The sequence below is a fragment of the Prochlorococcus marinus XMU1404 genome (assembly GCF_017696175.1).
GTDB classification, from domain to species: Bacteria; Cyanobacteriota; Cyanobacteriia; order PCC-6307; family Cyanobiaceae; genus Prochlorococcus_A; species Prochlorococcus_A marinus_X.
Map to the genome: position 1 here is coordinate 18985 of NZ_JAAORE010000001.1, position 13413 is coordinate 32397.

The 13413-nt window shown below is 32.1% G+C and carries 17 protein-coding genes; 7 read left to right on the forward strand and 10 right to left on the reverse strand.

The annotated features are described in order from the left end of the window. The first annotated feature begins 15 nt into the window (after positions 1-15). The 3 genes from dnaJ to rsgA are packed head-to-tail and all read left to right on the forward strand — an operon-like array spanning position 16 to position 2277. Entirely contained in the window at positions 16-1140 is a 1125-nt protein-coding gene (gene dnaJ / locus HA144_RS00085) for a molecular chaperone DnaJ (protein WP_209041324.1), read from the forward strand. After that, entirely contained in the window at positions 1140-1370 is a 231-nt protein-coding gene (locus HA144_RS00090) for a sulfurtransferase TusA family protein (protein WP_209041327.1), read from the forward strand. Before dnaJ ends, HA144_RS00090 begins: the two co-directional genes overlap by 1 nt. Beyond that, entirely contained in the window at positions 1360-2277 is a 918-nt protein-coding gene (rsgA, locus tag HA144_RS00095; RefSeq protein WP_209041330.1) for a ribosome small subunit-dependent GTPase A, read from the forward strand. Before HA144_RS00090 ends, rsgA begins: the two co-directional genes overlap by 11 nt. Here rsgA and HA144_RS00100 read toward each other — a convergent pair. Genes HA144_RS00100 through murC form a run of 3 tightly spaced genes read right to left on the reverse strand, consistent with a single transcriptional unit; the run spans position 2243 to position 4929 of the window. Beyond that, a complete protein-coding gene (locus tag HA144_RS00100) occupies positions 2243-2593 on the reverse strand; it encodes a YbaB/EbfC family nucleoid-associated protein (RefSeq protein WP_209042506.1) in 351 nt (116 codons plus the stop codon). The genes rsgA and HA144_RS00100 overlap by 35 nt on opposite strands. A 16-nt stretch (positions 2594-2609) precedes the next feature. Then, a complete protein-coding gene (murB, locus tag HA144_RS00105; RefSeq protein ID WP_209041335.1) occupies positions 2610-3503 on the reverse strand; it encodes a UDP-N-acetylmuramate dehydrogenase in 894 nt (297 codons plus the stop codon). A 16-nt stretch (positions 3504-3519) separates the two neighbouring features. Next, positions 3520-4929, reverse strand: a complete 1410-nt coding sequence (gene murC, locus HA144_RS00110; RefSeq protein ID WP_209041338.1) for a UDP-N-acetylmuramate--L-alanine ligase — start codon at positions 4927-4929, stop codon at positions 3520-3522. A gap of 193 nt (positions 4930-5122) precedes the next feature. Here murC and gap point away from each other — a divergent pair, with 193 nt between their 5' ends. Beyond that, on the forward strand, positions 5123-6145 hold the full coding sequence (gene gap, locus HA144_RS00115; protein WP_209041340.1) for a type I glyceraldehyde-3-phosphate dehydrogenase: 1023 nt from the start codon (positions 5123-5125) through the stop codon (positions 6143-6145). Here gap and thiL read toward each other — a convergent pair whose 3' ends face one another. Beyond that, positions 6146-7132, reverse strand: a complete 987-nt coding sequence (gene thiL / locus HA144_RS00120; RefSeq protein ID WP_209041343.1) for a thiamine-phosphate kinase — start codon at positions 7130-7132, stop codon at positions 6146-6148. Further along, positions 7125-8216, reverse strand: coding sequence for a peptidylprolyl isomerase (locus HA144_RS00125; protein ID WP_209041345.1), 1092 nt, complete (start codon positions 8214-8216; stop codon positions 7125-7127). The genes thiL and HA144_RS00125 overlap by 8 nt, the downstream gene beginning before the upstream one ends. A gap of 43 nt (positions 8217-8259) precedes the next feature. Here HA144_RS00125 and efp point away from each other — a divergent pair, with 43 nt between their 5' ends. Further along, entirely contained in the window at positions 8260-8820 is a 561-nt protein-coding gene (gene efp / locus HA144_RS00130) for an elongation factor P (protein ID WP_209041347.1), read from the forward strand. Then, the gene (gene accB / locus HA144_RS00135) at positions 8820-9323 is read left to right on the forward strand and encodes an acetyl-CoA carboxylase biotin carboxyl carrier protein (RefSeq protein ID WP_209041350.1); all 504 of its coding nucleotides are present in this window, start codon (positions 8820-8822) and stop codon (positions 9321-9323) included. Before efp ends, accB begins: the two co-directional genes overlap by 1 nt. On the opposite strand, the gene pdxA is transcribed toward accB, so the two are convergent. The 5 genes from pdxA to HA144_RS00160 all read right to left on the reverse strand — a co-directional run bounded on the left by pdxA (position 9300) and on the right by HA144_RS00160 (position 13082). Beyond that, complete coding sequence (gene pdxA / locus HA144_RS00140) at positions 9300-10334, reverse strand: 4-hydroxythreonine-4-phosphate dehydrogenase PdxA (protein WP_209041353.1); 1035 nt, start codon at positions 10332-10334, stop codon at positions 9300-9302. The genes accB and pdxA overlap by 24 nt on opposite strands. Before the next feature lie 22 nt (positions 10335-10356). Beyond that, positions 10357-11235 carry an NAD-dependent epimerase/dehydratase family protein gene (locus tag HA144_RS00145; protein WP_209041356.1) on the reverse strand — a complete coding sequence of 293 codons (879 nt, stop codon included), beginning with the start codon at positions 11233-11235 and terminating at the stop codon, positions 10357-10359. Positions 11236-11498: 263 nt separating this feature from the next. Then, a complete protein-coding gene (locus HA144_RS00150) occupies positions 11499-11897 on the reverse strand; it encodes an HNH endonuclease (protein ID WP_209041358.1) in 399 nt (132 codons plus the stop codon). 164 nt (positions 11898-12061) lie between these two features. Beyond that, the gene (locus HA144_RS00155) at positions 12062-12514 is read right to left on the reverse strand and encodes a DUF6554 family protein (protein WP_209041360.1); all 453 of its coding nucleotides are present in this window, start codon (positions 12512-12514) and stop codon (positions 12062-12064) included. Positions 12515-12569: 55 nt separating this feature from the next. Beyond that, complete coding sequence (locus HA144_RS00160) at positions 12570-13082, reverse strand: AbrB family transcriptional regulator (RefSeq protein ID WP_209041363.1); 513 nt, start codon at positions 13080-13082, stop codon at positions 12570-12572. A 133-nt stretch (positions 13083-13215) separates the two neighbouring features. Between HA144_RS00160 and HA144_RS00165 the strand changes: the two genes are divergently transcribed. Continuing rightward, positions 13216-13413, forward strand: a complete 198-nt coding sequence (locus tag HA144_RS00165; RefSeq protein WP_209041365.1) for a hypothetical protein — start codon at positions 13216-13218, stop codon at positions 13411-13413.

The following is a 13413-nucleotide window of genomic DNA, read 5'->3' on the forward strand; positions in this document are numbered from 1 at the left end:
CTTGAGCGTTGTTTAATGGCTGATTTTTATCAAATACTTGGAGTTTCACGAGATGCTGATGCTGATACCTTAAAAAGGGCTTATAGAAAATTAGCAAGACAATATCATCCTGACGTTAATAAAGAACCTGGTGCTGAAGATAAATTCAAAGAAATTGGTAAGGCTTATGAAGCATTAGCTGATCCTGAAACTAGAGCAAGATATGATCAGTTTGGAGAGGCTGGTCTTGGAGGTGCGGCTGGAATGCCTGATATGGGCGATATGGGTGGGTTTGCAGATTTATTTGAAACCTTTTTTAATGGCTTTGGAGGGCAAACTCCACAGGGAGGAAGAACTCAAAGAAGAGGTCCTCAACAAGGAGATGATTTAAGATATGACCTTAATGTTGATTTTAAAGATGCAATATTTGGCCAACAAAGAGAAATTACAATTCCTCATCTTGAGACATGTGAAGTATGTAGGGGAACAGGTGCCAAACCAGGAACCGGACCAAAAACTTGCACAACTTGTGGAGGAAGTGGACAAGTTAGAAGAGCCACGAGAACACCTTTTGGGAATTTCACACAAGTAGCTGAATGTCCTTCATGTAATGGAACTGGTCAAATAATCTCAGATCCATGTACAAGTTGCGGTGGTAATGGAGTAAAGCAAGTCAGGAAAAAATTACGAATTAATATTCCTGCAGGAGTTGATACTGGTACTAAATTAAGAGTTTCCGGAGAGGGAAATGTTGGTTTGAAAGGAGGCCCACCTGGGGATCTTTATGTTTTTATCAAGGTGAAGAATGATTCGAAATTAAAAAGAGATGGTGTGACTATTTATTCAGAAATTGTTGTGAGTTATTTACAGGCAATTTTAGGAGATACTGTTGAAATTACTACAGTTGATGGCAAAGTTAATTTAAAAATTCCAAGTGGTACGCAACCAAATACAACTCTTTCACTTGAGAATAAAGGGGTACCTAGACTTGGTAATCCAGTTGCCAGAGGAAATCATGAAGTTCTAGTAAAGGTAAAATTGCCAACTCGTATAACTGATGAAGAGCGAAATCTTTTAGAGGATTTAGCTTCTCAGTATTCAGATAAAAATATCAATTCTAATAGTGGACTATTTAGTAAATTATTTGGTAAAGAATCTTAATGACTTTTTTAAAGTATTTGGATCTGAAATCTGTTCCATGTCCTTTAAATGTCGTCAAGATTAAATTGGCTTTAGAGAAGTTATCCAAAAATGAACAACTTATTGTTGAATTAGATAAAGGTGAACCAGAAGAAATGGTATTAAAAAATTTAAAAGAGATGGGATGTTTCTATGAACAAATCAATGAATATGAAAAATTCTTAAAAATAAAAATACTGAATGAAAACTAATAGTAAACATTTAGGTTTAGTTACGAAAAAATTTAATGAATTTTTCTTTGTTGACCTAAAAAATAAAGAAAACTTTGGAAATAGCGAAAGATTTTTATGTAAGGTAAGAAAGTCTATAAATTTCAAAGATCAATTTATTTATGTTGGAGATGAAGTAGAAATTGATAATATTGATTTAACAAGCAAACGGGCAGTAATATCAAGTCTAAAAAAAAGACAAAATTTATTAAAAAGACCATCAGTTGCAAATATTTCTAACATTTATATTACTTTTTCAGTTGAAGAGCCAAAGTTAAATTTATCTCAAGTTAATAGGTTTTTGATATCAGCAGAATCTATGGGGGTAGAAGTGTCATTAGTTTTGACAAAGTGTGATTTAATATCAGACAAAAAACAGATTTTTTTACTTGATAAATTCAAGAAATGGGGTTATCAAGCAATTATTTTAAATTTATATAAATCTGATCACTTTGAAGATTTATTTGCTCAGTTAAAGAAAAAAAAGTGTTCGATTTTTATGGGCCCATCAGGTGTTGGTAAAACTACTTTGCTTAACAAGATAATTCCAGGTCTTCAAAATAGTACTGCTCCAGTTTCCAATAAAATTAAGAGAGGGAAAAACACTACTCGAAATGTTGAGTTATTTTCCATATCTAATCAAAGTTATATTGTTGATACACCAGGTTTTAATATGCAACCTCTAGAGGTTGATATTAAGATGATACCAAATCTTTATTCGGAAATATATAAACAAGTAATCGATGAAGGAATTAGGTGTAAATTTCGGGACTGCTTACATTTGAATGATGAGGGCTGTAATTTAAATAAATCTTTTGAAAGATATTCTTTTTATAAAGAAATGATCGAGTCTTCTAAGAGTCACTATTATCAAAACCTGGAAGATTAAGATTTAATCCACCAGTTAAATCATTCATTCTTTCTTTCATAGTGGTAGTAGATAATTCATGAGCTTTTTGAATGGCTTGTAATATGTTTTGCTCAATTTTTTCTTTATTTGAATTTAAAATATTTTCTTGCACTTCCACCTTTAAAGGAACTTGGTTCCCACTTATCCAGACTTTTACCATTTCATCATCACTTTCCCCTTCAATCTCCATATTTTCAAGTTCATCTTGTAATTTTTGAGCATCTTGTTGTATTTGTTTAGCTTTTTTAAAAGCTTCTGTAAGTTGTCCAAAGTTAGGAAGTCCAAAACCCGCCATTTTAAAAAAAGTTTCTTTAATTAGGATAGTCAAAACCAATCATTCTTACTTCCGGTTGTAGATAAATTCCTTTTTTTTGTAGTACTTTTTGTTGAATTACAGTTATTAATTCATAAATATCTCTTGAACTTGCTGAAGAATTGTTAATTATAAAATTTGAATGCATTGTAGAAATTTCTGCTCCCCCAATTTTAAATCCCCTCAAACCCATATCATCAATTAATTTCGCTGCATAATTATTTTCAGGATTTTTAAAAACACTACCAAAACTTGGTAGATGATATGGTTGCGTTTCCGTTTTTAATTTAAGGTTATTTTTGGTTGTTTGAATTAATTGTTCTAGATTCCCATTAGGTTCAAAATGTAGCTTTGCACTAATAATTGTCAAATCATTATTTTGAAAAGAGCTAAATCTATACTCAAAAGTGATATCTTTTTTTTCAATTTGAAGTTCTTCATTAGTTTTATTATTTATAACTTTTACGGAAATAAGATTTTTTGCTAGAGATATATTACCTGTACCAGCATTCATATAAATTGCCCCTCCTAATGTTCCTGGAATTCCGACAGCCCATTCACCTCCTTGCAATCCATTTTTAGCAAGAGCATTAGATAATGTTGGAAGCATAACTCCTGCTTCTGCCTCAACAATTCCTGAAGATGGCTCTATCTTTAATGACTTCATTTTTTTTGTACAGATAACTAACCCTTTTATGAAAATATTATTTATTAAAAGATTTGAACCCGCCCCAATTATTTGACATCTTTGTTTGTTGAAATTAGCCCATTTTATTAGATATGAAAATTCTTCTAAATTTCTTGGCTCAGCAAAATATTCAGCAACTCCTCCTACTTTGATAGTTGTATAACAACTTAGATTACAGTTCTCAGAAAAAATTTTTTTATTCATAAATTATTTTAGTATTTTAATTGTTTTCCCCATTTAAAATTGACCAGAAATTATGACAGTCACCAGCTCCCATATTCAAAATTAAATCTCCTTTTTGAGTTAAGTCATAAAAATTCTTTGTAATTTCATAGTAATTATTTATGTAACTAACATTCTTGTTTTGTTTAAAAATCAGATCAGTGATAATTTTTGAATTTATTTGATCTTCGTTTACTTCTCCTGCTCCATAAATACTAGTTATATAAATAACATCTGCTTTTGATAATTCTTCTGCGAATTCTTTAGTAAATTGCTTTACTCGAGAGTATCTATGAGGCTGGAATATAACTATTAATCTACTTTTATAAAAGTCATTATTATTTTTTCCCTTTATAAATAATCTTCCCAATTTAATCGTCTCTTTTATTTCGTTGGGATGATGTGCATAGTCATCATATAAATGTCTTCCATCTATTTGGCCTCTGAATTCAAATCTTTTTTTTGGTAGTTTGAGGTATTTTATATTTTTCTTAATTTCTAAAAAATCTACACCTATCATTCTTGAAGCCGCTATGGCAGCTGTGATATTGGATAAGTTGTGTAAGCCTGCAACGGGAATATTTAAACAACTAATGAAATGTCCATTTTCATAATATTTTCCAATCGTATGACTTTTATATATTTCAGTCGGAATTATTGCATAAGCTACGTTTTTAGCTGTATTGTTTGACCACTTAAAATTAGAATAAAAATTATTTCTTGAGGTTTCACAATCAAAATTAAGTAGTAATTTTTTAGAGTTTCTAGCGAAACTTTTAAAAGAAGATATGACTTCACTTAAATTAGAAAAATGATCACAATGATCAAAATCAATGTTATTGATTATTCCGATATCAGAATTATATTTGTTAATTGACCCATCAGATTCATCAACTTCAGCTACTAAGTATTTTGTATTTTCTAAATGACAATTAGAGTCGTAAATAGGAATTATTCCTCCGGTTATTGAAGAAGAATTACGTGTACATAACTCAAGTATTGTAGATAGAAATGTACTGGTTGACGTTTTTCCGTGGCTGCCGGCTACCGCCAATGTAGTATAAGTGCGCATTAGCATTGCAAGTATCTCGGAACGATGTTTTATTGATAAATTTTTTTCTCTGCAGTACGAAAATTCTTCATTTTCGGGCTTGATTGCAGAGCTTACAACAAAATTAATCAATTTGTTGGAAAATTTTGAAATAACAAATTCAATATTTTGTCGAATTTGAGAAGGAAAGATTACTGCACCTAATTCCTCTAATTTTTTAGTTTCATCGTTTTTAACTAAATCAGATCCTGAAACTGAACAACCTTTTTTAAGTAAACCTATTGCCAATGCTGACATTCCAATACCTCCAATTCCAATAAAATGAAAATGACTTTTCAACAGTAATTTTTTATCCAATGTTTATCTTTTACTTAAATCAAAATAACTTCTAGGTGAAATTTTGCTATTTTTTCTTAAAAAAAAAATGTTTTTTTTCTTGAATTAATACAAAACAAGACTTATTTGCTTAATAAATCAAAAAAACCTTACGTTATTGCACAAAATTCAGTATGATCAGCAACTTAGGTTAATCATTTAGAAATTATTAATTATGACTTTGCGTGTTGCAATTAACGGCTTTGGTAGAATTGGTCGAAACTTTATGCGTTGTTGGCTTAGTAGAGGAGCTTATACCAATATCGAAGTAGTTGGAATTAATGTTACCTCAGATCCTAAGACTAATGCTCATCTATTAAAGTATGACTCAGTCCTTGGTCAACTTGATGGTGTTGATATTAAATACACTGATGATACTTTTGTAATTAATAACAAGACAATTAAATGTTTCTCTGATAGAAACCCAATGAATCTACCTTGGAAAGACTGGGGTGTAGATTTGGTTATTGAATCTACTGGAGTATTTAATACAGACGTAGGTGCAAGTAAGCACTTAGATGTAGGGGCAAAAAAAGTCATCTTAACTGCTCCTGGTAAAGGCGATGGTGTTGGTACTTATGTAGTGGGAGTTAATGCTGATACATATAAACACAAAGATTATGATATTTTGAGTAATGCTAGTTGTACAACGAACTGTTTAGCGCCAGTTGTTAAAGTTTTAGACCAAACTTTTGGGATTAATAAAGGTTTGATGACTACAATTCATAGTTATACAGGGGATCAAAGAATTTTAGATAATAGTCATAGAGATCTAAGAAGGGCTAGAGCCGCTGCTACTAATATTGTTCCTACTTCTACAGGAGCTGCAAAAGCAGTAGCTCTGGTATACCCAGAAATGAAAGGCAAATTAACAGGAATTGCAATGAGAGTTCCAACTCCTAACGTTTCAGCAGTAGATTTTGTTTTTGAATCTTCTCGATCTGTCACAGCTGAAGAAGTCAACAACGCTCTCAAGGAAGCATCTCTAAGCTCAATGAAGGGCATTATTAAGTATGGAGATGAACCACTAGTGTCAAGCGATTATGCAGGTACTAATGAATCATCAATTGTGGATAGTGACCTTACTATGTGTATCGGAGATAACCTTGTAAAGGTGCTTGCATGGTATGACAATGAATGGGGTTATAGTCAGAGAGTTGTAGATCTAGCAGAGATTGTTGCTAAAAATTGGGAGTAATTAAAAGTGTTTGTAAGGTGTGTTATTAAATAATTTGTTTTTTTTATTATCTTTAAATTCTATTGATGGTTCACCATCAGCAAAAAAACCAATCTCGTTAATATTTTTATCAAGTTTAGATAAATTATTTGCCCATTTTTTTGGCAATGAAAAAATTAATTCATAATCTTCACCTCCAAAGAAATAATATTCGTCCCATTTATCTCCTTTAGGCCAATCCTTATCTTTAGGCATTTTTTCATAATTAATAATTGCTTTACATTTGCTTGCTATTGCTAAATCTTGTAAGGCTTGAAATAGACCATCACTGCTATCAGTACATCCTATTCTCCTTATATTTTTATTGGAGCGAGTTTTGAGGAGATTATTTAGAAAATTTGGGTAAACTCTAGGGCGACAAAAATGTTCAATAGATTTAATGATTAATCTTTTATTAAGAGAAAATTCATTATCGAAATTAATTTTATTTTGTATCAAAAATCCTAGTTTACTGAGACCATGAATTCCTGTAGTTAATATTATATCTCCAGGTTTACAAGCGTTTCTTCGTAATTCAAGTTCACCTTGAACTCCAAAGGCCGTAATTGAAATGATTTTTTCATCCCCTCTTGAGCAATCTCCTCCTAGAATCACCCCGCCATATTCTTTCAATGCTTTATTTATTCCTTTGTATAATTTTTCAACCCAATTCCACTCAGTTCTAGCAGGTAGAACTAGGCTTATTGTAATACCTATAGTTTTCTTGCTTCCACTGGATAATAAGTCAGAGATGTTGCTTACAACTGCTTTCCACCCAATGTCCCCTGGGCAAATAGTAAAGTCATTGAAATGAACATTTTCCACCAAAGAATCAGTATTAACAAGTAAATTTTCATTTTTAGTTTTGATTAAAGCGCAATCATCTGAAATTTGGTTCTTAGGCATAAATTTTCCTAGCCTATTGATGAGCTCTTTTTCCCCTATATCTTCTAATAATTCTTTAGGCATTTAATTTTAGGTTTTCAATCCCTTCCAGAACATCAATTGAGATGATTGTGTCATCTTTGGATAGCTGTTCTAATACATCAAAACCATCAACAACATAGCCAAAGGCAGCATTTCTACCGTCGATTAAATTACGACCTGCTGGATTCAATTCTGCTTCATACAAAAAGAAGAAAAATTGAGACGACCCATCATCAACTGCTGTATTTGAGTGAGACCATCCCAGTGTGCCCAGTGTTGCAAAAGGTAATGTTGGTGTCTCTGTATACATTCCTAAATCTTCAAATGTTTGATTATAAAAAGTATCATTTTCATTAGGAATCCTTATTTCGAGGGGAACGTGACGTTCTTCATTCGTCTCAGGATCTAAATAACCAATTGCTTCACCAATTGGATCACCTGTTTGTAGAACAAAAAATTCTTCTGCTCTGTTAATGGGTAAATCTTTATAAAAATTTTTTGTAGATAAATCTATAAATGCTCCTGCTGTTAGAGGGGCATTAAATCCATCCACAATAGCTTTCATATCACCTTTTGAGGTTTTTATATTAACTTTTGCTCTACCTAGTAATCTTGGTAGATTGTCAAATTCATCAGGAATTGCATAGGGAAATTGATTTGGTAGAAAATATTCTTCTAATCCACCTATTTTGTCTAAGGCTTCTTTTCGGGTCGCTACAAATGAGAATTTATCCTTTAATTTGGCATGATCTAGAAGGCTATTCAAATCTTCTTTGAGCTCTAAAAATGTTTCTCCAGCAATATTTTGTTTATCATTTGGTAAATCTTTAATAATTCGACTTTGATATTTTTTGAGCAAAGATTGACATTTTGTAACAGTTTTCGTAAGAGCAGGCCATCTCCCTCCCCTTACAAGGTCACTAGTGTCTTCCAATTTGTGTTGAAGTTCTTGTAACTCAACTTGCTTGATGGGGAGTGCGTTTCTGAGGATTGCGCTAGGGTCTTTCACTGCATTTCCAGTAGGTAAATCAGCTAGAACTTCAATTGGTTTTGATAGAAAAACCTGAAAAATTATTATTAATAGACTTAGGAAAAGTTTGTTCTGATTTGATAAGAATTTTTGCATAGCACTCTTGCAGGTTTATGATCCTTGGGGATGTAATACAGGAATGATTTCCAGTAACGATTTTCGCACAGGAACCACTATCGAATTAGATGGACAAGTTTGGCGCGTTGTAGAATTTCTACATGTCAAGCCTGGTAAGGGTTCTGCCTTCGTGCGAACAAAATTAAAATCAGTTCAAAGCGGCAACGTAGTTGAAAAAACTTTTCGAGCCGGAGAATCAGTACAGCAGGCTATCCTTGAGAAGTCTAACCTGCAACACACTTATGTGGAGCAAGGAGATTATGTTTTTATGGATATGACAAGTTTTGAAGAGACAAGACTTTCTGTTGAACAAATAGGTAAAGGTGCAAAGTATTTGAAAGAAGGAATGGAAGTTAATGTTATTTTTCATAATGGTAAGGTTTTAGAAGTTGAACTTCCTATATCAATTACCTTAAAAGTTACAGAGACTGATCCTGGAGTAAAAGGTGATACTGCTAGTGGGGGCACAAAACCAGCTATTCTGGAAACAGGTGCTCAAGTTATGGTTCCTTTATTTATTTCTGTGGGAGAAATGATTAAGGTTGATACTCGTAACGATAGTTATCTTGGACGTGAAAATTAATGGCTATGAAATTAGATCATGAAGACTTAAATCACTTAATAGAGAAAATCTCAAAAAGTGATATTCAAGAATTTTCTCTAGAGGGAGAAGACTTTAAACTTGAAATAAAGAGAAACTTGTTTGACCAAAATCAATCTAACAATAATCTACTTTCAAATAATTCATTTGATAGGCAAACAATTACTAATCAAAAACCTATTAACGATACACCGATAGTTAATGAGCCTGACGCGCCTCAGGTAGCCCCTCCTGGGCGTACAGATCTCACTGAAATTACTTCTCCTATGGTTGGGACGTTTTATAGGGCTGCAGCGCCTGGGGAGGATCCATTCGTCGAAGTAGGAAATAATATTAAGGTTGGTCAAACTATTTGTATTTTGGAAGCTATGAAGTTGATGAATGAAATTGAGTCTGAATTTAATGCTGAAATAGTAGAGATTCTTGTTGAAAATGGAACGCCAGTTGAATTTGGTCAAGTTTTAATGCGTGTTAAGCAGTCTTGAATTTTTAGTAATTTCTACAGCTGCTTTTATAGCCTCAACCATGCTTTGAGATTGAGCTATACCTTTGCCGGCAATATCAAATCCCGTTCCATGATCTGGAGATGTTCTTATAAAAGGTAAACCTATTGTGGTATTTACTGAGTAATTGAGAGCGATAACTTTCATTGGTATTAAACCTTGATCATGATACATAGCAAGAATGCCGTCATGTCGTTCAGCATTTTTGTTTCTCCAAGCTTTTGCGGAAGAATTCCAGCAACTATCTGGAGATAAAGGCCCTAATAATTTAATATTTTTATTCTTAGCATTCCAATCTATTAGTGCATGATTGAGCCAGTCTTTTTCTTCATTACCCAAGATCCCTTCTTCGCCAGCATGAGGGTTTAATCCGGCAACTTTAAAAGTAGGTTGATCAACGTAGGTATTACAAAAATCTTTTAAAAGATCAAGTTTAGAATAAATTAATTCTGTATTTAATTTCTTGGGAACCTCAGAAAGAGCAATGTGCGTTGTAGCTAATAAAGTATTGAATCTCCAACCTGTAATTGGTGACTTTGCGGTGAACAACATTCCAACATTTTTTATTCCGCACGCTTTTGCTAATACTTCAGTTTGCCCAGAGAAGTAATGACCTGCTAAGCACCATGATTTTTTACAAATTGGTCCAGTTACAAGTGCTGAATTAGGATATCGTTTTACAATTTCAATTGCCTTTGTTAAATAATAGAAACTTGAATTTCCATAACTTGATTTAGATTCATTCGTAGATGAAGAAATTTCGAGATCGTGAATCTTTAAATTTTTGGGATTTGCGAGGTTTTCTAAACCTAAAGATCTGAGGTGTTTATATGTATTTTGTAGATTATTTTTTGAACCTACTAATATAAAGTCAATATTTTTAGGCAACTCATTAGAGCAAAGAGCTTTTAAGATTATTTCAGGTCCAATTCCAGACTCATCTCCAACACTTAATATTATTTTAAATTTATTATTTATATTTTGGAAATTCATAAAAAGTTTTTAAATTGATTTTTTAAATGTTCAAAAAGCAATTTTTTAAGCCTAATTTATAGTTTTTATAAATTAGTTTATACCCAAGGGTTTCGCATAAAAGTTTATTAGAAACTCTTCTATTTTCCATCCAAAAAGATTGAGCGATTGGTGATAATTCCTCTTTTGCATCCTCAAATGATATTGGTTGTGGCATTTTTAAACTAAGTAAATCGTAGCAATATTGAATAACCTCTATTTGAGAACAAGGTTCATCATCTGCAATATTAATAATTTGATGAAACTTTAAGGTATTTTTGTTATCTAACAGATAGATAATTGCATTTGCAATATCAGCAACATGAATTCTTGAAAATACTTGATTTTTTTTGGAGATAACCCGAATTTTTTTATTTCTTATTGCTTCAAAAGTGGATCTTCCAGGTCCATAAATACCTGGTAAGCGAAAAATTTGTACTGGTAATCCAGATTCAATCCATTCTTTCTCGCAACTTAACCTTTTGTGACTTCTATATTGAAAAGGGTTTGGTTGATCAGTCTCGGAAACCCAATCACCTTTGGTGTTCCCATATACTCCTGTTGTAGACAAATATCCAACCCATTCAAGGGATAAACTTTTTAGCTTTTTTTTGAGACTTCCCAGTACTGGATCGTTGCCATTTTTGTCGGGAGGTATGCAGCTAAGAATATGTGTGACTCCATCAAAAATCTTTTCATCTGGGATAATGTTATTTTCACTATTAAAGACAAAACTATTTGGATTTTTGTCTCTAGATCTTGAACTTGTTAAAGCAGTACAACCTAATTGCCTTATGGCCTTGGCAAAAAAAGTACCGCTAAAACCACATCCTAAGATTAGAAATTTATTTTTATCACTCAGAGAACTTGCGATGTTATTCATTCGACGTTAAGGTAGTACATATGTATTAATTAATGATGAAAACAGCTTTTAAATCTGATTTAAAATCAAAAACTTTCTCAATTAACGAAGGTTGTATTCATCTTAAAGAAAAAGAAATCAGTTTATTTAATTCTAAATTCTATCAAAAAATATTTGTTCTTCTCACTGTATTTTCGACATTTTTAATATTTCCAGAGACCCCAAAAGAGCTGGAAAACATATGCGAAAGTTATAACTCTAAAAAAACATGTAATGTTTGGTAGTCAAGCTGCTTTATATTCTGATTCATCTTTCTCGTAGTTTTTGATTATATTAAAATTGGGATTAGCCCATTGTAGTAATCTTATGGCTAATCGTAAATCTCCTTCTAACCATGCTCTAATGGCCATTGCTCTTCGCGGATCATAAAATTTTTGTCGTCTATACCAATATAAAGCATTTTCATCTGATTTATCTCCATTACAGGAAAGACATGCTGGTACACAGTTTTCTGTTGTACTTAAGCCACCTTGACTACGTGGTAAAACATGGTCAATAGATTCGGATGGTTTTCCACAATATATACAACTTTTACCAGTAAATCTATGAATAGATTTTCGCCATTGCCTCAATCTGAACTTAGGACATAAATCCTCTAGAAACACCGCATCATTAATATGCATTCAGATTATTTAATTAAATAAATAATGGCTTGTATATATTAAAAGTCAATATTTTTTATAATTTTTTAGTGGAATTTCACCTTCAAAAATATAATTTAGTGCTGATAGATACAAAAAAAATTACAAAATTTTATTTAAAAGGTATTCTCTTTATGAAAACCTTTTTAGTAACTATATCTATCAATGCTTTCTTGAGTAAAATCTTCATTAGTTTCTTCTAATTCTTTTTCTAATCTTTTTCTTTTATCAACTCTTTCTTTTTCCTCTTTTTCTTTTGCCTCTTTTTCTTTTTCTAAATTTCTTAATAGTTTTCTATTTGGATGAAGATTATCTAGATATTCAATGCAATATCCGAACTTTTCTCTTTCTCTAATAACTGTTTCTGTGATTTGCGCTGCTGCATTTTTGGGTGAAACTTTAAATAATCCTCCTCGTTGTTTTTTTATATATGTATATGCTGCATCCCAGCTACTTTCATGGTCATTTCCACCATCTCTCATAGTACAAAATATTTCTGCTCCAAATGTACTTGCATTTACTTTGGATGTTATAAAAGTCCAAGGAGTAAATATTCCTAAAGTTAAAAGTATTAGTTTTTTCTGCTTGAATCTTTGCATTTAACTTTTTCCTCTATTTAAAAATATCTTTTTTTAGGCATATGTCTATATAAATTTAAGATTTAATTACTCCAAACAAATTTAAGCATTTCACAACTAGTGGAAGGATTAACAGTACTGTAATCAGTCTTACTGCATGCAGAGTTGCTACTGCAGCTCCTACTCCATATTCTGAACCTACCAGACTCATGCCGCTAATACCTCCAGGAGCAGCCCCTAGAATTGTTGTTATTACATCTATTTTAAGTAATCTGCTTGTCCATAATCCAACTGTCAATCCCGTTATAACTAAAGTAAAAGTTATTAAAATAGCAGGTTTCCACAAGATTTGAAGATCAACTATTGAGTCTTTAGTTAAGGATGTACCAATAACTGTTCCAATTCCAATTTCTAATAAAGTTCTCGTACCAATTGGCCATTCTGCTACATCGATTTTGCCACTGATACTAAGTATGCTTGCGCCTATCAAAGCGCCTGCAAGTGGAGCCGCAGGTATACCTGTTTTTAGGGCTAAAGCTCCAAAGACCCCACCTGCAATTAAATAAAAAATAAGATTTATGTTTGGCATAGATTTGAGAGATGTTTGGACATAATAATTAGAAAGAATTTTTTTTGCTTGGGTATATAGTCAAATTATATTTTTGTTTTTCTCTCATAATGTCCCTTTTTGTTGGCATAATATTATAAAAGCATTAACTTTTATGTCTTCTCAAATTTCATATAAAGCTAATAGAACCCACATAAAGAAAAAATTATCTTTTATTGAGGGTGGACATCAGCTTGAAAAATTAGAGTTTGCTCTAGCTATAGCTCAAACTAATGGAGATGAAAAAAAATCAATTCTTCTAAGAAAGAAGATTGTTGAATTAGGCGGAAACGTTGAAGAGCCAGGCACTTAA